The sequence below is a fragment of the Microvirga sesbaniae genome, assembly GCF_025460805.1.
GTDB classification, from domain to species: Bacteria; Pseudomonadota; Alphaproteobacteria; order Rhizobiales; family Beijerinckiaceae; genus Microvirga; species Microvirga sesbaniae.
Window position 1 is genome coordinate 19,483 of record NZ_JAMXFJ010000012.1, and the last position, 16,408, is coordinate 35,890.

Below are 16,408 nucleotides of genomic sequence, written 5' to 3' on the forward strand. Positions count from 1 at the left end.
AGGCATGCTCACACGCCGTGATCTGAAGTTCGAAGGAATGGCGCCGCCGCGCCGCGCCGCGCGGGGCGCCTCCGGGTCTGCGGCCTTCGCGATCCTCTGCATCGTCCTGGCCGCCGTCAACCTTCGCCCGGCGCTCACGTCCGCCGCCACCATGGCGACCGAGATCGAGCAGGGGCTCGGCCTGGGCAGCGTCGGGATCGGCGTTCTCACGACGATGCCGGTGCTGTGCTTCGGACTCTTCGGCCCCTTCGCGCCGCTCCTGTCGGCGCGCCTCGGGCTCGAGCGCGCCATGGCCCTGCTCCTCATGGGTCTTTTCGCCGGGCTCGGCCTGCGCGCGGTGCCGCAGAGCCCGGCCCTGTTCGCCGGCACGCTCCTGGCCGGCGCCGCCATCGGGATGGCCGGCGTCCTTCTGCCCGTGGTGATCCGCCGTCGCTTTCCCGGTCATCTCGGATCGATGACCGGGCTTTACACGATGGTCCTGAGCATCGGGGGCGCCAGCGCCGCGGGACTGACGCCGGTTCTCGAGCGGGCGTGGCAATCCTGGACCCTGGCGCTCGCCGGCTGGAGCGTTCCGGCCCTCGTGGCCGGTCTCCTGTGGTCGGCCCTCGCCGCGTCGAGCGCCGCGGCTTCGGGCACCGGGTCTCTGCCGCGATTCTCGCTGCTGCTGCGCGACCGCCTCGCCTGGTCTGTCACGGCCTTCATGGGGTTGCAGGCCGGGCTGGCCTTCATCGTTCTCGGATGGCTGCCGACCCTGCTGCGCGACCGCGGGCTCGATGTGCTGAACGCGGGCGCCGTCACGTCCGTGTCGATCCTGGCCCAGACGGCGACGGCCCTGCTGGTTCCCTCGCTCGCGGCACGGCGCGCATCGCCGCGCCTGATGATCGTGCTCGTCCTCGCGGCCACCTGCTTCGGCTTTCTCGGGCTGATCTACGCGCCGCTCGCGAGCAGGCTTCTCTGGGCGCTGCTTCTCGGCCTGGGCCAGGGAGGATTGTTCAGCCTGGCGCTGCTCTTCGTCACCATCCGGGCGCCGACCGCCGAGGTGACCGCCATGCTGTCCGGCATGTCGCAGAGCATCGGCTATCTCGGCGCGTCCCTGTGTCCCTTCGCCGTGGGCCTCCTGCGCGGCGGGCACGATCCGTTCGCCGGCCCGGCGATCATCGTGGTGACCGTGAGCGCGGCCTGCGCCTGGTGCGGCCTGCAAGCCGCCGTCCCGGCTCACGTCCTGCCGCATCTGAGGGCGGGCTGACCGTCGCGCGCCCCCTCCCCCGTCATGGCATCCTCCGCCCTTCCTGCCACCCACCCACGTCATGGCCGGCCTTGTGCCGGCCATCCCGATCGGAAGAGCGCGGCGCCTCAGGCAATCGGGATCACCGGGACAAGCCCGGTGATGACGTGGAGGGTTGTGTGAGGCGGTGCGAACACCCTCCGCACGTCATGGCACCCTCCGCCCTTCCTCCCACCCTCCGCACGTCATGGCACCCTCCGCCCTTCCTCCCACCCTCCACACGTCATGGCCGGCCTCGTGCCGGCCATCCCGATACGGAGAAGCGCGGCGCCTCACCGTATCGAGATCACCGGCACAAGGCCGGTGATGACGTGGAGGGTGGTGTGAGCCGGCGATGACGTCGCGGATCTTGCTCTCGCCCGCGCATCACGTTGCCCTTGCTGACGCCCGTTTCATCGGCATAGATTGAGCGTCATAACAACAAGCGATCATCCGGGAATCCTCGGGGGGAAACTGACATTGGCCGAATATGATCTGGTCATCAAAGGCGGACGCGTCGCGTCGACGGACGGCGTCGCCGCGATGGATGTGGCGATCCAGGATGGGGTGATCGCCGCCCTCGGCCGGGAGCTTCGGGCCCGCTCCACCATCGATGCGGCCGGCAGGCTGGTTCTTCCCGGCGGCGTGGATGCCCATTGCCATATCGAGCAGCTCTCCGGCGGCGGCTTGATGAACGCCGACACGTTCGAATCGGCCACGCGGTCGGCCGCGTTCGGCGGCACCACGACGGTCATTTCCTTCGCCGCGCAGCATCGCGGCGACAATCTCGGCGCGGTCGTGGACAACTACGCGCGCCTCGCCGCGGCCGGGGCCGTGACGGATTACGCGTTCCATCTGTGGATCTCCGATCCGAGTGCGGAAACCCTGGAGCAGGATCTCCCCCGGCTGATCGAGGCCGGGCACCGGTCGATCAAGATCTTCATGACCTATGACCGGGTCCGTCTTCTCGACGAGCAGATTCTCGACGTCATGATGGTGGCCCGCCGGCACGGGGCCATGGTCTGCGCCCATGCCGAGAATCACGGCATGATCAAATGGATGGCCGACCGGCTGGTGGCCCGCGGCTACGGCGCGCCGAAATACCACGGCGTGAGCCATCCCCGGGTCGGCGAGATCGAGGCGTTCGAACGCCTCATCCGCTTCTCGCAGCTCCTGGACCAGCCGATCATGCTGTTCCATGTCTCGACGGCCGAGGGGGCGGCCATCGTCCGGCGCGCCCGCGGCGAGGGCGTCAAGGTCTTCGCCGAGACCTGCCCGCAATACCTGTTCCTCACCGCCCACGACCTCGACCGGCCCGGTCTCGAAGGCGCCAAGTGGATGTGCTCGCCGCCGCCCCGCACCCCGTCGGACCAGGAAGCCCTGTGGCGCGGTCTCGACCTCGGCGACCTCCAGGTGGTGTCCTCCGATCACGCGCCGTACCGGTTCGACGGGAGCGGCAAGCTCGCCGCCGGCTCGAATCCGGATTTCAAGCAGATCGCCAATGGGCTGCCCGGGCTGGAGACCCGCCTGCCGCTGCTCTTCGACGCCATGGTGAGCCGGGGACGTTCGAGCCTCGAAAAATTCGTGGAGCTGACCGCGACGGCCCCGGCGAGGATCTACGGGCTTCATCCGCGCAAGGGCGCCATCGCGGTCGGGGCCGATGCGGATGTGGCCATCTGGGATCCGGACCGGGAGGTCGTCCTCACCGATGACGGGCTGCACGACAATGTGGGCTACAACCCCTTCGCGGGCCGAAGGCTGAAGGGCTGGCCGGAGACCGTCCTGCGCCGGGGCGAAACCCTCGTCGCGGACGGCACGCTCAAGGCGGCGCCGGGATCCGGACGGCTGCAACGGCGCGGGTGCTCCCCCGCCATGCGGCCGACGGGCCGCCTCTCTCCGGAGTTCGACCCGGGCCGCAATTTCGGCGCGCAGCTGCTGTGAGAGACATCGCGAAAGCCTGTCGGCCCGCCGGCCGCCGGTCCCCAACCCGCATGCCGACCCGCATGCATGGAACAGATCGATCATGACGGACGCAATCAAGGTTGTTCGGAAGGCCGCCTGGGTGGTCGCCTGGGACGAGGAGGCCTCGCGCCATGTCTATCGGCAGGACGCCGACGTGGCCTTCTCGACGGCCGGCATCCTGTCCATCGGCCCGGACTATGCGGGGCCTGCCGACGAGGAGATCGCCGGCCAGAGCCTGATGGTCATGCCCGGCCTCGTCAACGTTCACTGCCATTCCGGCGACGAGCCGATCGCCAAGGGCCTGTTCGAGGATGCGGGAACCGCCGCCCTGTGGGGCAACGCCCTCTACGAGTACTCGGCCCTGATCGACGCGGACCAGGATGCCAAGGCGGCCTGCCAGACGGTGATGCTGGGCGACCTGATGCGCAGCGGCGTGACCACCCATCTCGACATCGCGTCGCCCTATCCGCAATGGCTCCCGCTCGCGGCGGAGAGCGGATTGCGGGCCTATCTGGCGCCCGGGTTCCGGGAGGCGCAATGGCGCATGGCCGGGAGCCACCGCCTCGACTTCGACTGGGACGAGGCCCGCGGCCGGGAGCGCTATGCCGAGGCCCTGGCCTTCGTGGAGGAGGCGCGCGCGCATCCGAGCGGGCGCATCGACGGCGTCGTCGCGCCGTCGCAGATCGAGACCTGTTCCGAAGAGCTGCTGCGGATGGCGGTCGGCGAGGCCCGCAGCCGCGGCCTGCGCATCACCATCCATGCGGCGCAGACCATGGCCGAGCACGAGGAATTGCTGCGGCGCACCGGCGAGACCGCCCCGGCGATGCTGGAGCGCCTGGGCGTTCTCGGCCCCGACCTGATCCTCGGCCACTGCATCTTCCTCGATCACCATTCCTGGACCCGGCAGCGCAGCCGCGACGACCTCGCGCGCCTGGCCGGGAGCGGCACGTCCGTCGCTCATTGCCCGGTCACCTTCGCGCGCAGCGGCATGACCCTGGAAAGCCTCGGGGCCTATCGCCGCGCGGGCGTCAATGTGGGGCTCGGCACCGACAGCTATCCCTTCAACATGCTGGAGGAAATGCGCGAGGCGCTGATCTGCTCGCGCGTCGCCGGCCGCAGCGTCTTCGACCTCGACACCGGCGGCCTGCTGTCGGCCGCGACGACCGGCGGCGCGCGCGCCCTCGGCCGAAGCGACATCGGGCGCCTGGCCGTCGGCGCGAAGGCGGATCTGTCCCTCGTGGATCTGAGCCACCCGGCCATGCAGCCGGTCCACGATCCCCTGCGCAACCTGATCCATTGCGCGGCGGAGCGCGCCATCCGCGACGTCTATGTGGACGGCCATGCGGTGGTGAAGGACAGGCGCATCGTCCGTCTCGACTATGACGGCGCGGTCCGGGAATTGCGGGACGCGCAGAAACGCGCCTGCCGGCGGGCCGAACGGGACGATCCGCAAGGCCGTCCCCTGGCCGTGCTGGCGCCCCCGTCCCTGCCGCTCGCTCGCTGAGGATGAAACCGTCATGGGACCGATTGTCTACGTGATCAACCCGAACGCGTCGCAGGCCGTCACGGCGGCCATCGACAGCGCCGTGGCTCCCCTGCGCGGCGCCGACGGGCCCGGCATCGTGTGCCTGTCCCTGGCCGAGGGGCCGCCCGGCATCCAGTCGCAGCGCGACGTGGACGGCGTCGTCATGCCCATGCTGCGCAAGGCCGCCGAACTGGAACGGGATGCGGGCGCGTTCGTCATCGCGTGCTTCTCGGACCCGGGGCTCCATGCCCTTCGCGAGCAGAGCCGGCATCGCGTCTTCGGGATCGCCGAATGCGGCGTGCTGGCGGCGCTCACCCTCGGGCAGCGGTTCGGCGTCATGGCGATCCTGCCCACCTCCATCCCGCGCCATCTGCGCATGTTCGGCGCCATGGGCGTCCTGGACCGCTTCGCCGCCGACCTGCCGATCGGTTTGGGCGTGGCGGACCTGTCCGACGAGGATCGAACCTTGAACCGGATGATCGAGGTCGGACGCGCCTTGAGGGCGACCCATGGCGCCGACGTTCTCGTGATGGGCTGCGCCGGCATGGCGCGCTACCGCGCGGCGGTCGAACAGGCGGTCGGCCTTCCGGTCGTCGAACCGACCCAGGCCGCCGTCGTCATGGCGGTCGGCCACGTGCGCCTGTCGCAGGCCACCGCGCCGTAAGACCGTTCATCCCCCGATTCAGTCCCCTGTCTGCCCTCATGGAGCCTGCAATGACCAGCGCCACCAAGACCACCCTGTTCCGCAACTGCGACTGGATCGTCGCCTGGGACGAGGCCGAGCGATCCCATGTCTACCTGCGGGGCGCGGATTTCGTGATCCGGGGCGCCGACATCGTGCATGTCGGCAAGGATTACGCCGGCCCGGTCGACGCGGAGATCGACGCCCGGACCATGATGATCATCCCGGGATTCGTGGATGTTCACAGCCATCCCGGCCACGAGCCCGGCTGGAAGGGCATGCTCGAGGAGCTGGGCAGCCCGCGCCTGGGCCAGAGCTCGCTCTACGAGTTCATGCCGGTCTTTCAGATCGGACCGGAATACACGCGTCCCGCGCTGCGCGTCGCCACATCGGAGCTGCTGAAAAGCGGCGTCACGACCATCTGCGACCTCGGCCGCCCGCGCGCGTCCTGGGCCGACGAATATGCCGAGACCGGGATCCGGGCCGTGCTCTGGGGCATGTTCCGGTCCGGACCCTGGAAGACCACCAACGGCCACTCGGTCGCGTACGATCTCGATCCCGCGACGGGCGACCGGCTCCTGCGCGAGGCGATCGAGATCGCCGATGCCGCCTCGAAGCACCCGAGCGGGCGCATCACGGGCTTCATCGGGCCGGCCCAGATCGACACCTGCACCGAAGGGCAGATCCGCGACGCGCTCGATGCGGCGCGGGAGCGCGGCCAGCCGATCCAGATCCACGCCGCCCAGAGCATCGTCGAGTTCCAGGAGATCATGCGGCGCTACGGCTGCACCCCGATCGAGTGGCTGGACCGGATCGGCGCCCTCGGGCCGGACACGATCATCGGCCACGGCATCTTCCTGAACGATCATCCCTGGCTGCACTGGCCGCATGCCAACGACTTCGAGCGCCTGCGCGACAGCGGCGCCCAGGTGGCGCATTGCCCGGTGGTCTTCGCGCGGCGCGGCATCGCCCTCAACACCCTGACCCGCTACGTGAAGGCCGGCATCCGGTGCGGCATCGGCACCGACAGCTTCCCGCACAACATGCTCGATGAACTGCGCATGGCCTGCTATGCGGGCCGCATCGTGGCGGGCAGCTTCACGGCCGCGACGACCCACGACGCGTTCATGGCGGCCACGGCCGTCGGGGCCGACATGATCCGCCGCCCCGATCTCGGCCGCCTGGCCCCGGGCTGCAAGGCCGACTTCTCGGTCGTCGACATGGCCAACCCCTTCATGCAGCCCGACTACGAGCCCATCCGCAGCCTCGTCTACTCGGCCAATGACAGGGCCATCAAGGACGTTTATGTCGACGGACGCCAGGTGGTCCGGGATGGCGAGGTTCTCGATTTCGCCATCGACGAGGATCTCGACATGCTGCGCCGGGGCCAGGCGGAAGCCATCGCGGCCGCGCCCCAGCGCGACTGGGCCGGACGGAGCCTCGAGCAGCTGAGCCCTCGGGTCTTCCCCCTCCGCGGCTGACCCGCCGCGAGCGGCCGTCGCAGGATGCGACCCTCCTCGACGTCATGGCCCCCTCCGCCCTTCCCGCCACCCTCGCCACGTCATGGCCGGCCTTGTGCCGGCCATCCCGATACGGGAAGGCGCGGCGCTCCCAACAATCGGGATCACCGGGACAAGCCCGGTGATGACGTGGAGGGTGGTGTGAGCGGGTGGTGATAGCCTCCGCACGTCGTGGCACCCTCCGCCCTTCCTGCCACCCCCCGCACGTCATGGCCGGCCTTGTGCCGGCCATCTCGATGCGGTGAGGCGCTGCGTTTCAGACGAGCGGGATCACCGGCACAAGGCCGGTGATGACGTGGAGGATGATCATCGCTGTGGCGGGACCTTTCCCACGTCATGGCCGGCTTTGTGCCGGCCATCCCGCCACCCTCCGCACGTCATGGCCGGCCTTGTGCCGGCCATCCCGATGCGGTGAAGCGCGGCGCTCCCAACAATCGGGATCACCGGCACAAGGCCGGTGATGACGTGAGAGGGTTGTGTGAGCGGGTGATGACGTGAGAGGGTGGGACGAGCCCGGTCATGACGGGGAGGATGAGGCACCCGTCTCGCCATGGCGGTCGAACACGACCGCGCCGCCGCGGATCGTGAGGTCGCACCGGGTGTCGGTCAGGATCTCCTCGGGAGACGCGGTCAGCAGGTCGCGGGAGAACACCGCCACATCGGCCGCGAGGCCGGGGACGAGGCGGCCCCATTCGTGCTCGGCCTTGTTCACATAGGCGCCGAACTCCGTGAAGGCCATGATGGCCTGCTCGATCGACACCGCCTCCCGCGCGTCCATGACGGTCCCGTGCGAGGTCTTGCGCGTCAGCATGGAGAAGAAATTCGGGAACGGATCGATGTCGCAGACCGGCGCGTCGCTGCCGGCCGCGGGCTTGAACCCCATATCGATCCAGGTCCTGAGCGGATAGGACGGTTTCGCCCGCGTCTCGCCGACCACGGACACGTACAGGTCGCCGAAATCGTAGATGAAGACCGGCTGCGGCACGGGCTGAACGCCGAGGCGCTTCATGCGCGCATTCTGGTCGGCCCTCGCATAGCCCGCATGCTCGATCCGGTGACGGCGGTCGGGGTCCGGCATCGCCTCGAGGGCGAGCTCGAACGCGTTGAGGGTCTGCTCGATGGCGGCGTCGCCGATCGCGTGGACGGCGAGCTGATAGCCTCTGGCGTGATAATCGCGCACGAGGTCGTTCATCTCGTCGTCGCGCAGAAGCATCAGGCCGGTGGTTCGCGGCTCGCCGACATAGGGCTCGCTCATGGCGGCCGTGCGGCCGCCGGCGCTGCCGTCGGTGAAGATCTTCACCGGCCCGACGCGCAGCATGGCATCGCCCACGCCGGTCACCACGCCGTCCGCATAGGCCTGCTCGACGATCCCGCCCGGCCCTCCGAGCAGGCACTGGGTGGTGCGCACGGGCAGACGACCGAGGCGCTGGGCCGTGCGATAGGCGGCCACCTCGCGGTAGCCCGCCCTCATGCCCACGCCCGCATCCATCACGCTGGTGATTCCGTAGGACAGGCAGGCCCGGCCGGCATCGTCGATGGCCTGCACCAGTTCCTGATCGGTCGGCTCCGGCAGCACGGCCTTGAGGCGATCGCGGCCGGTCTCCGCCAGCAGGCCCGTCAGCCGGCCGTCGCGCTGCTCGATGGCGCCGCCCTGCGGCACGGGCGTCGTCTCGTCGATGCCGGCCCGTTCGAGCGCCTTGGAATTGCAGATCGTCACATGGCCGCACGCCCTCACGATCGCGACCGGATGGTCGGGCGCGGCCGCATCGAGCTCCTCCCGGAGCGGGTGACGGCCGACATCGAGCGCGAACTGGTCGTATCCGCGCCCCTGGATCCACTGGCCCGGCGGCGTCACGGCGGCGCGCTGGCGCACCTTGTCGAGCAGGGACGCGAGCGTCGGGGCGGACGAGGCGCGCACATCCACATGGCCCATGATCACCCCGTAGGGGAGAAGATGCATGTGGGAATCGCACAGGCCCGGCGTCGCGAGGCGCCCGCGAAGATCGATCACCCGCGTCGCCGGCCCGATGAGGGGCTCCATGTCGGCGGAGGTTCCCGCCGCGAGGACCTGCCCGCGCCAGAGGGCGATGGCTTCGGTCACCGGTTCTGAATATCCGAGAAAGACGCGGCCGTTCGTGAGGACGATGTCGGCTTTGGGAAGGATGGGCATGAACCACTCGCGCGGCAAGGGCGGGCGCAGCGGGCGCTGCGTCGAACGCGGGCGAGTGTGCATAGCTTTTCGCCGGTCAGCAAGCGCGCAAACGTCCGGCGCGAGGAAAATCAGTCCTTGAAACCCTTGTTGTTTCGGGTCTAGCTTGACGCATCAGCGGCCAGATAAGGCGCGGACAAAGAGGGAGTGCTATGATACAGCCAAAATCCATGGTTCGTTGGCTCGCAATGAGCCTCATCGCCGGCGTCGCGGCCGTTTCGGCAGCGCCGGCATCCGCGCAGTCGACGCTCGACACGGTCAAGAAGCGCGGCAAGATCCTGTGCGGCGTGTCGCCGGTCGCGCCCGGCTTTTCCTACGCTGACGACAAGGGCGTGCGGCGCGGTTTCGATGTCGACATCTGCCGCGCGGTCTCGGCCGCCATCTTCGCCGATCCGGACAAGGTCGAGTACGTTCCGCTGAACACCAACGTGCGCTTCCAGGCCGTGCAGTCCGGAGAGGTGGACATCCTGTCCCGGCAGAACACCTGGAGCTTCACGCGCGACGCGTCGCTCGGGCTCGATTTCGGCCCCGTGGTGTTCTACGACGGCCAGGGGCTGATGGCTCCCTCCAAGCTCAACGTGAAGAGCGCCGGCGAGCTTGCCGATGCGGCCATCTGCCTGCTGCCCGGCACCACCACGCTCCAGAACCTGGAAGACTTCTTCCGGCCCAGGAACATCAAGTACGAATCCGTGGTGTTCGAGAACTCCGACGAATGGCGCAATGCGTTCTTCAACGGACGCTGCGACGCCATCACGACGGATCGCTCGGACCTCGCGTCCGTGCGCGCCATCGCCAACGATCCGTCGCAATACGTGGTCCTGCCCGAGACCATCTCCAAGGAGCCGCTCGCGCCGACCATCCGCCAGAACGACCCGAACTGGCGCGATATCCTGAACTGGTCCGTCTATGCTCTCATCGGGGCGGAGGAGAAGGGCGTCACGCAGGCCAACGTGGACGAGTTCCTCAAGAGCGAGGATCCGGAGATCCAGCGCATGCTCGGCGTGAACGGGGATTTCGGCAAGATGCTCGGCCTCGACAACAAGTGGGCCTACAACATCGTCAAGTCGGTCGGGAATTACGGAGAGGTCTTCGACCGCAATCTCGGCCCCAAGACACGGCTCGGCCTGACGCGCGGCCCGAACGAGCTCTGGACCAAGGGCGGCCTGCTGTATGCGCCGCCGTTCCGGTAGCCTGAGACCGGCGGGCGGCCTCGCGGCCGCCCGCTCGCCCCTCGGTTCCGGCCGGAAAGGATCATCATGCGCGCCGAAGCGATGAGCGGGACGAGCCTCCTCTACAATCTGCGGTTCCGCGCCATTCTCTATCAGGTCATCGCCGTCGCGGGCATCGTCCTTCTGGGCCTGTATCTGTTCTCGAACGTGTCGCAGAAGCTCGCGGAGCAGAACATCGCGACGGGCTTCGGCTATCTGAGCCGTGAAGCGGGCTTCGTCATCAGCCAGACCCTGATCGACTACAAGCCCACGGACACCTATGGGCGCGCCATCCTGGCCGGCATCGTCAACACGGTCTGGGTCTCGGCCTGGAGCGTCGTGCTCGCGACCGTCATCGGGCTTTTCGTCGGCATCGCGCGCCTGTCCCGCAATCCGCTGCTGGCGTTCCTGGCCTTCCTCTATGTGGAGGCGCTGCGCAACGTGCCTCTGCTGCTCTACCTGTTCCTCTGGTACGCCCTGATCGTCACGGGCCTGCCGGGCGTCCGGGAAGCCTGGGAGGTTATGCCCCATGTGTTCCTCAGCAACAGCGGCCTGACCGTGCCGTCCCTCGTGTGGAGCGGCGCGCACACGACGGTTCTTCTGGCGCTCGTCCTGGGGGGAATCCTCGCGGTCGTCTTCCACCGCCGCGCCACCGCCGAGCGGATCAGGACGGGCCAGGCGCGCACCATGTGGCCCTGGATCGCCCTGGCGGTGCTGCTCCCGCCGGCGCTCGCGCTGCTGATCGCGCAGCCCGACCTCGCGGTGGACCTTCCGGAAAAGGGGCGCTTCCGCCTCACCGGGGGCGCCCAGCTCAGGCCGGAATTCACCGCCCTTCTCGTGGGCCTCGCCCTGTCGGCCTCGGCCGGCATCGCCGAGATCGTGCGGAGCGGCATTCTCTCGGTGCGCAAGGGACAATGGGAGGCCGCCCGGGCGCTCGGCCTGCGGGACGGATCGACCATGCGCCTCGTGGTCCTGCCGCAGGCGCTGCGCGTCATCATCCCGCCCCTCACCAGCAGCTACCTGAGCCTGTTCAAGAACTCGTCGCTCGCCATCGCCATCGGCTATCCGGATCTGGTGATGGTGTCGAACACGACCATGAACCAGACCGGCCAGGCGATCGAGGGCATCGCGATCTTCATGCTGGTCTATCTCGGCCTGTCGATCATGATCTCCGTGTTCATGAACTGGTACAACAGCCGCGTCGCGCTGAAGGAGCGCTGAGCCATGACGACCGCCACCGACATGGCCGAAGCGCAAGTCGAGATGCCGCTGCAGCGGGAGCCGGGCGTGGAGCGCCGCCTCCTTCGCCGCACGCTCAAGCCCCTGATCGGCACCCCGGTCAACGCCGTCGTCACGCTCGCCTGCCTGTGGATCCTGTGGCTCGCCGTGAAGGGGGCCTGGGGCTGGCTCGTGACGCGGGCCGTCACCGAAGGCGGCGCCCAGGCCTGCAAGGTCGGGCATGGAGCCTGCTGGCCCTTCTACGAAGCGAAGCTCCGCTTCATGATCTTCGGCGTCTATCCCTACGACGAGCACTGGCGCGTGCTGCTCGCCATGGTGCTGTTCCTGGGCGCGATGGCCGTCACCATGATCCCGCGGTTCTGGAGCCGACGGCTGATCGCGCTCTGGGCCGTCACGATCGTCGCCACGGCGGTCCTGATCGGCGGCGGCGTCCGCGGCCTGCCCCATGTGCCGACCACGCAATGGAGCGGCCTGCCGCTCTCGTTCCTGCTGTCGGCGGTGGGCCTTGCCCTGGGATTCCCGCTCGGGCTGGTCCTGGCGCTCGCCCGCTCGTCCAAGCTCCCGGCTATCCGGGTGATCGCCATCGTGTTCATCGAGGTGATCCGGGGCGTGCCGCTCATCAGCATCCTGTTCATGGCCTCGGTGATGCTGCCGCTCTTCATGCCGAGCGGCATCACGGTGGACAAGCTCCTGCGGGCGCAGATCGCCATCATCATCTTCGCGGCCGCCTACATCGCCGAGGCGGTCCGCGGCGGCCTTCAGGCCATCCCGCGCGGGCAGCACGAGGCGGCGAGCGCCATGGGCCTGCATTACTGGCAGGCCATGCGTCTCGTGGTCCTGCCGCAGGCCCTGAAGATCGCCATCCCGCCCCTGGTCAACATCTCCATCGGGTTCTTCCAGGACACGACCCTGGTCACGATCATCGGCCTGCTCGACTTCCTGTCCACGGTCCGCACGGCCATGACGGACCCGAACTGGGTCGGCATCGCGGTTCTGGAGGGCTATGTCTTCGCAGCCTTCGTGTTCCTGGTGTTCTCCTACGGCATGGGCGCCTACAGCCGGTTCCTGGAGCGGCGCCTGCGCCTCGGGCACGACTAGCGCGTTCCGTGCGATGACACCGTCGACGTCATGGCACCCTCCGCCCTTCCTGCCACCCTCCCCACGTCATGGCCGGCCTTGTGCCGGCCATCCCGATCCTTTGGGGCGCCGCGCTTCACCGTATCGAGATCACCGGGACAAGCCCGGTGATGACGTGGCGGGTGGGACAGGCCCGGTGATGACGGGGCGGGTGGTGCGAGCGGCCGGTCAGGCCGCGCGGGCCGCCCGGCGCTCCTTGGCGAGATCCATGGCCTGATAGGTCCAGTAGGTGAGCTGCGCGGCCGCCACTCCGAACGGGCCGCCATTCCACGCCAGGCCGAAGGGCTCGTAGAGCCGGTACCGGTCGCTCGTGCCGAGAATGCCCTCCGCGATGACGCGCCCGCCGATGGCCGTCGTGTTCATGCCGCGGCCGCCGAAGCCGAACACGTGCCAGATTCCGGGCTGGAGCTTCCCGATCAGGGGCATCAGGTGGCGGGCATAGGCCATCAGCCCGGACCAGGCCGTCTCGACGCGGACGCCCTCGAGCTGGGGATAGGTGGAGACCATCGTCCGGCGCATCATGTCCGCCAGGCGGCGGGGCTCCGTGGTCTGCGTGGTGATCCGGCCGCCCCAGAGGAGGCGCGCGCCCCCGTCGACGAGACGGTAGTAATCGCCCGCACGACGGTTGTCGCTGATCGCCATGGGGGTCCGGACCGCCTGGGCGATCCGCTCGCGCGCCGCCTCGGTGAGAAGCACGTAGGTGGCGATCGGCAGGATGCTCCGGCGCAGGCGCGGCACGAGGTTGTCCGTATAGCCGCCTCCCGCCAGGACCACGTCGCGGGCCCTCACCTCGCCCCGCTCCGTCCTGACGACCTTCTCGGCTCCTCCGAAATCGCAGCCGACCACCCGCGACCCTTCGAAGATGCGTCCGTTGAGCCCCTGGATCGCCTTCGCCAGGGCGCGGGCGTAGTTGAGCGGGTGGAAGTGGAAGGACGCGGGATCGTAGAGCGCCTGATGGTATTTCGGCGAACGCAGGACCGTGCGGACCGCGTCGGTCGGCATGACCTCGAGGCGGTAGCCGAAGTCCCGGTCCATCGTCTCGCACTGGCGCGCGAGGGCATCGGGATCATGGTACCGCAGAACGCTCATCTTGCCGTAGACCCGGGCGTTGTCGGTCATGCCGAGAGCCCCGAGATTGTCCTCGACGATGCGCACGCCTTCGATCGACAGCCGGTGCAGGGCCTTGGCCCGGTCGGCCCCCACCATGCGGGTGATGTTGGCGAGGCTCGTCGCGTAGCCGGGACCGACGAAGCCGCCGTTGCGGCCGGACGCGCCCCAGCCGACGCGCTCCGCCTCCAGGACCACCACCGAGCGCCCGGCCCGCGCCAGCTCGAGAGCGGCTGTGAGACCGGCCAGCCCGCCGCCCACGACGACCGCGTCGGCGCGCGTGGCGCCCTCCAGGGCCGAGCCGGGGGCCGGGTCCGTCAGGGTGCGGGCATAATAGGTGTCGCCATAGCCGGTCATGAAGGGCTCCGATCCTCGCAAGGTGGGCGAAGCCTAGAGCATTTTTCGGAAAAGGGGATCCGCCTTTCGGCCACAACCGGCGCGGGGTGGTGTCGCCGGCTTCTCCCAACACGCCACGTCATCACCGGGCTTGTCCCGGTGATCCCGATGGTTCGAGGCACGGCGCCTCACGGTATCGGGATGGCCGGCACAAGGCCGGCCATGACGTGGGGAGGGTGGCAGGAGGGGCGGAGGCCGGCCATGACGTGCGGAGGGGTGTCACCACCGGGCTCGATCCGCGGCTCAGAAGCTCCGGGCGGCCTTGACCTGGAAGCCCGGATACCGGGCCTCCGAATAGCCGCTGGCGTAGACGCCGCCCGACGCCACGGCGGCCCCGAGGACGAGGCACAGCCCGATCGCGAGCGCCCATCCCCGCCTCTGGGACTTCCACAGGGCGAGCACGGCCGGCGCCAGGCACATGCAGAACAGGATGAGGCCGAACATGAAGAACGCGTGCAGGTTGGGTGAGTGATAGATCGGCCCGACGTCGAAATCCTGCTGCCGCGGAGGCTCTCCGAGGAAGAACTGAGCCAGAAACGTGAACACGGTGCCGCCCCCAAACGATGCCGGGGAGTAGGCCTCCCCTGTCGATCATCTCCATGGTCGCACAGGCTACTGCGCTTTCATGTCCCGGTCCATGGGCCGGATGGGATCGCAACGCCAGGCGCCTATCGGGGGAAGGAGATGAAGCCTCCCAGCTGCGACACGGCGAAGGCGACGAGCGCCGACACCAGGGGGCCGACCCATCGGCCGGCCCTGGCCACGCCTTTCCCTTGAAGCAGCAGCTCGTGCATGGCCGTCACTTTGGCGTCCATGACGTCCATCTTCTTTTCCAAGGCCGCGAGCAGGACGCCCTGGGCTATGACCCGGTCGCGGGTGTCGGTATCGGTCATCGGTTCGCCCCTGTGGCGGGCCGCCTCCGGCGGGCGGCTCCGCGCGGTCGGTGGGATTACGCGGCGCGCTTCCTGGAGGCGGTGACGCTCCACACGACGCTGGCGATGGTGGCGACGGCGCCCGCCAGGGCGGCCGCGTTCTCGGCATCCACGTAGCCCTTGGCCACGAGATAGGAGCCCGCGATGGTCAGCACCTGGCGGGCAAGGCTCTTCACGACTTCACTGGTCATGCGTCTGGTCCTCGGTCTTGGATGGCGCCGCCCGATCCCCGGCGGCCGGGGATGTCAGGCCGCCCGCTTGAGAAGGGACGCCGCCCGCTCCGCGAGCGTCGGCGGGGCGTCGGTCAGGGCGAGCGCCGCGGCGCGCACCGCGGCGACGCGGCGGGACCAGCCCTTGCCGAAGGTCTTCCAGGTGCTCAGCCGCCTCATCATGGCGAGGCGGTCGTCGCAGATCGCGTTCACGACCTTGCGCGGGTTGGCGCGCCGGGCCGCCGCCAGGGTAACGGGGCCCGGGACGCCGTCATCCGCCACGCCGAGCGCCCGTTGCAGGGCGATGACCGCGCGGGACGGCCCGGAATTCACCGCGAAATCGAAGACGGCCTCATCGATGCCGGGCGGCAGCTCGTCGGCGCGGACGCGATCCCAGTACCGGGCGCGGTAGATCGCCCCGGCCTCCTCCTCCGTCAGGGCGCGCATATCGGCCTTCGTGCAGCGCCGGCCGCGGCACGCGGACAGGGTCGCGAGCGTGATGCCGTATTTCGTGGCGCCGCCCGGGTCCTGGGGATGGTCGACATAGCCCCCTTCGATGCGCAGGACGAGCGCGAGCGCGCCCGGGACGTTCACGGCGGCCATCAGGGAATCTCCATGAAAAACCCGCCTCGAGGGCGGGTGCGGTGAGGTGCGGCGCTCTTCGTCATCGGGATCACCGGCACAAGGCCGGTGATGACGTGGTGTGTGGTCCGGTGCGCTAGACCCCGGGGTCGAAGATGTCCGGGACCTCGATGTCGAGGGCGGCGGCCATGTCCGCCACGTCCGGGTCATCCTCGAAGAAGACGGGATCCTCATCGAACTTGATCTTCGTCATGGTCGGCCGGCTCGCGAGCCAGGTCATGAAATCCTCGTACGCGTCGAGGTTTTCGAGCACGACCAGGAAGGACTTGCGGTCGAGAGAGCGCGGCGGTGCCGGCGGAAGGGCCGCCATGAAGGCGGCCTCCGCCTCGGACGACATTTCGACGTCGACGCCATCGATGTTCTTGTAGAGCGGCAT

At 69.0% G+C, this 16,408-nt stretch carries 15 protein-coding genes; 8 read left to right on the forward strand and 7 right to left on the reverse strand.

The genetic code is table 11. From position 1 onward, the window contains the following. Nucleotides 1–4: 4 nt before the first annotated feature. From OCW50_RS17040 to OCW50_RS17060, 5 genes are all read left to right on the forward strand, one after another. A complete protein-coding gene (locus OCW50_RS17040; RefSeq protein ID WP_262298374.1) occupies nt 5–1,246 on the forward strand; it encodes an MFS transporter in 1,242 nt (413 codons plus the stop codon). Nucleotides 1,247–1,738: 492 nt separating this feature from the next. Continuing rightward, nucleotides 1,739–3,205 (forward strand): dihydropyrimidinase, encoded by a 1,467-nt coding sequence (gene hydA / locus OCW50_RS17045; RefSeq protein WP_262298484.1) that lies wholly within the window; start codon nt 1,739–1,741, stop codon nt 3,203–3,205. Nucleotides 3,206–3,287: 82 nt separating this feature from the next. Beyond that, a complete protein-coding gene (locus OCW50_RS17050) occupies nt 3,288–4,730 on the forward strand; it encodes an amidohydrolase family protein (RefSeq protein WP_262298375.1) in 1,443 nt (480 codons plus the stop codon). 13 nt (nt 4,731–4,743) lie between these two features. Further along, nucleotides 4,744–5,415: an aspartate/glutamate racemase family protein gene (locus OCW50_RS17055; protein ID WP_262298376.1), complete on the forward strand. Its 672-nt coding sequence runs from the start codon at nt 4,744–4,746 to the stop codon at nt 5,413–5,415. A gap of 50 nt (nt 5,416–5,465) precedes the next feature. Further along, nucleotides 5,466–6,914 (forward strand): amidohydrolase family protein, encoded by a 1,449-nt coding sequence (locus OCW50_RS17060; RefSeq protein WP_262298377.1) that lies wholly within the window; start codon nt 5,466–5,468, stop codon nt 6,912–6,914. A gap of 556 nt (nt 6,915–7,470) precedes the next feature. Here the strand turns inward: OCW50_RS17060 and OCW50_RS17065 are convergent. Continuing rightward, nucleotides 7,471–9,123, reverse strand: coding sequence for an amidohydrolase (locus tag OCW50_RS17065; RefSeq protein WP_262298378.1), 1,653 nt, complete (start codon nt 9,121–9,123; stop codon nt 7,471–7,473). 191 nt (nt 9,124–9,314) lie between these two features. Between OCW50_RS17065 and OCW50_RS17070 the strand changes: the two genes are divergently transcribed. The 3 genes from OCW50_RS17070 to OCW50_RS17080 all read left to right on the forward strand — a co-directional run bounded on the left by OCW50_RS17070 (nt 9,315) and on the right by OCW50_RS17080 (nt 12,707). Then, nucleotides 9,315–10,352 carry an amino acid ABC transporter substrate-binding protein gene (locus OCW50_RS17070; protein WP_262268606.1) on the forward strand — a complete coding sequence of 346 codons (1,038 nt, stop codon included), beginning with the start codon at nt 9,315–9,317 and terminating at the stop codon, nt 10,350–10,352. Nucleotides 10,353–10,418: 66 nt separating this feature from the next. Next, nucleotides 10,419–11,591: an amino acid ABC transporter permease gene (locus tag OCW50_RS17075; protein ID WP_262298379.1), complete on the forward strand. Its 1,173-nt coding sequence runs from the start codon at nt 10,419–10,421 to the stop codon at nt 11,589–11,591. 3 nt (nt 11,592–11,594) lie between these two features. Then, nucleotides 11,595–12,707 (forward strand): amino acid ABC transporter permease, encoded by a 1,113-nt coding sequence (locus OCW50_RS17080; RefSeq protein WP_262298380.1) that lies wholly within the window; start codon nt 11,595–11,597, stop codon nt 12,705–12,707. Nucleotides 12,708–12,914: 207 nt separating this feature from the next. Here OCW50_RS17080 and OCW50_RS17085 read toward each other — a convergent pair whose 3' ends face one another. The 6 genes from OCW50_RS17085 to OCW50_RS17110 form a co-directional block, all read right to left on the reverse strand. Beyond that, nucleotides 12,915–14,210 (reverse strand): NAD(P)/FAD-dependent oxidoreductase, encoded by a 1,296-nt coding sequence (locus OCW50_RS17085; protein WP_262298381.1) that lies wholly within the window; start codon nt 14,208–14,210, stop codon nt 12,915–12,917. Between the two features lie 282 nt (nt 14,211–14,492). Next, the gene (locus OCW50_RS17090) at nt 14,493–14,795 is read right to left on the reverse strand and encodes a hypothetical protein (protein WP_262298382.1); all 303 of its coding nucleotides are present in this window, start codon (nt 14,793–14,795) and stop codon (nt 14,493–14,495) included. Nucleotides 14,796–14,917: 122 nt separating this feature from the next. Beyond that, nucleotides 14,918–15,142 (reverse strand): hypothetical protein, encoded by a 225-nt coding sequence (locus OCW50_RS17095; protein WP_262298383.1) that lies wholly within the window; start codon nt 15,140–15,142, stop codon nt 14,918–14,920. A 56-nt stretch (nt 15,143–15,198) separates the two neighbouring features. Then, the gene (locus OCW50_RS17100; protein WP_262268612.1) at nt 15,199–15,372 is read right to left on the reverse strand and encodes a Pam3-gp28 family putative phage holin; all 174 of its coding nucleotides are present in this window, start codon (nt 15,370–15,372) and stop codon (nt 15,199–15,201) included. Nucleotides 15,373–15,426: 54 nt separating this feature from the next. After that, nucleotides 15,427–15,993 (reverse strand): glycoside hydrolase family 108 protein, encoded by a 567-nt coding sequence (locus OCW50_RS17105; protein WP_262298384.1) that lies wholly within the window; start codon nt 15,991–15,993, stop codon nt 15,427–15,429. Nucleotides 15,994–16,108: 115 nt separating this feature from the next. Then, a complete protein-coding gene (locus OCW50_RS17110; protein ID WP_262298385.1) occupies nt 16,109–16,408 on the reverse strand; it encodes a hypothetical protein in 300 nt (99 codons plus the stop codon).

Excerpts from the sequence above, each read along its gene's own strand:
- OCW50_RS17070 (WP_262268606.1), top strand. The coding sequence starts at position 9,315 with ATGATACAGCCAAAATCCATGGTTCGTTGGCTCGCAATGAGCCTCATC.
- OCW50_RS17075 (WP_262298379.1), top strand. The coding sequence starts at position 10,419 with ATGCGCGCCGAAGCGATGAGCGGGACGAGCCTCCTCTACAATCTGCGG.
- OCW50_RS17065 (WP_262298378.1), bottom strand. The coding sequence starts at position 9,123 with ATGCCCATCCTTCCCAAAGCCGACATCGTCCTCACGAACGGCCGCGTC.
- OCW50_RS17080 (WP_262298380.1), top strand. The coding sequence starts at position 11,595 with ATGACGACCGCCACCGACATGGCCGAAGCGCAAGTCGAGATGCCGCTG.
- OCW50_RS17110 (WP_262298385.1), bottom strand. The coding sequence starts at position 16,408 with ATGCCGCTCTACAAGAACATCGATGGCGTCGACGTCGAAATGTCGTCC.
- OCW50_RS17085 (WP_262298381.1), bottom strand. The coding sequence starts at position 14,210 with ATGACCGGCTATGGCGACACCTATTATGCCCGCACCCTGACGGACCCG.
- OCW50_RS17050 (WP_262298375.1), top strand. The coding sequence starts at position 3,288 with ATGACGGACGCAATCAAGGTTGTTCGGAAGGCCGCCTGGGTGGTCGCC.
- OCW50_RS17100 (WP_262268612.1), bottom strand. The coding sequence starts at position 15,372 with ATGACCAGTGAAGTCGTGAAGAGCCTTGCCCGCCAGGTGCTGACCATC.
- OCW50_RS17055 (WP_262298376.1), top strand. The coding sequence starts at position 4,744 with ATGGGACCGATTGTCTACGTGATCAACCCGAACGCGTCGCAGGCCGTC.
- OCW50_RS17105 (WP_262298384.1), bottom strand. The coding sequence starts at position 15,993 with ATGGCCGCCGTGAACGTCCCGGGCGCGCTCGCGCTCGTCCTGCGCATC.
- OCW50_RS17040 (WP_262298374.1), top strand. The coding sequence starts at position 5 with ATGCTCACACGCCGTGATCTGAAGTTCGAAGGAATGGCGCCGCCGCGC.
- OCW50_RS17060 (WP_262298377.1), top strand. The coding sequence starts at position 5,466 with ATGACCAGCGCCACCAAGACCACCCTGTTCCGCAACTGCGACTGGATC.
- OCW50_RS17095 (WP_262298383.1), bottom strand. The coding sequence starts at position 15,142 with ATGACCGATACCGACACCCGCGACCGGGTCATAGCCCAGGGCGTCCTG.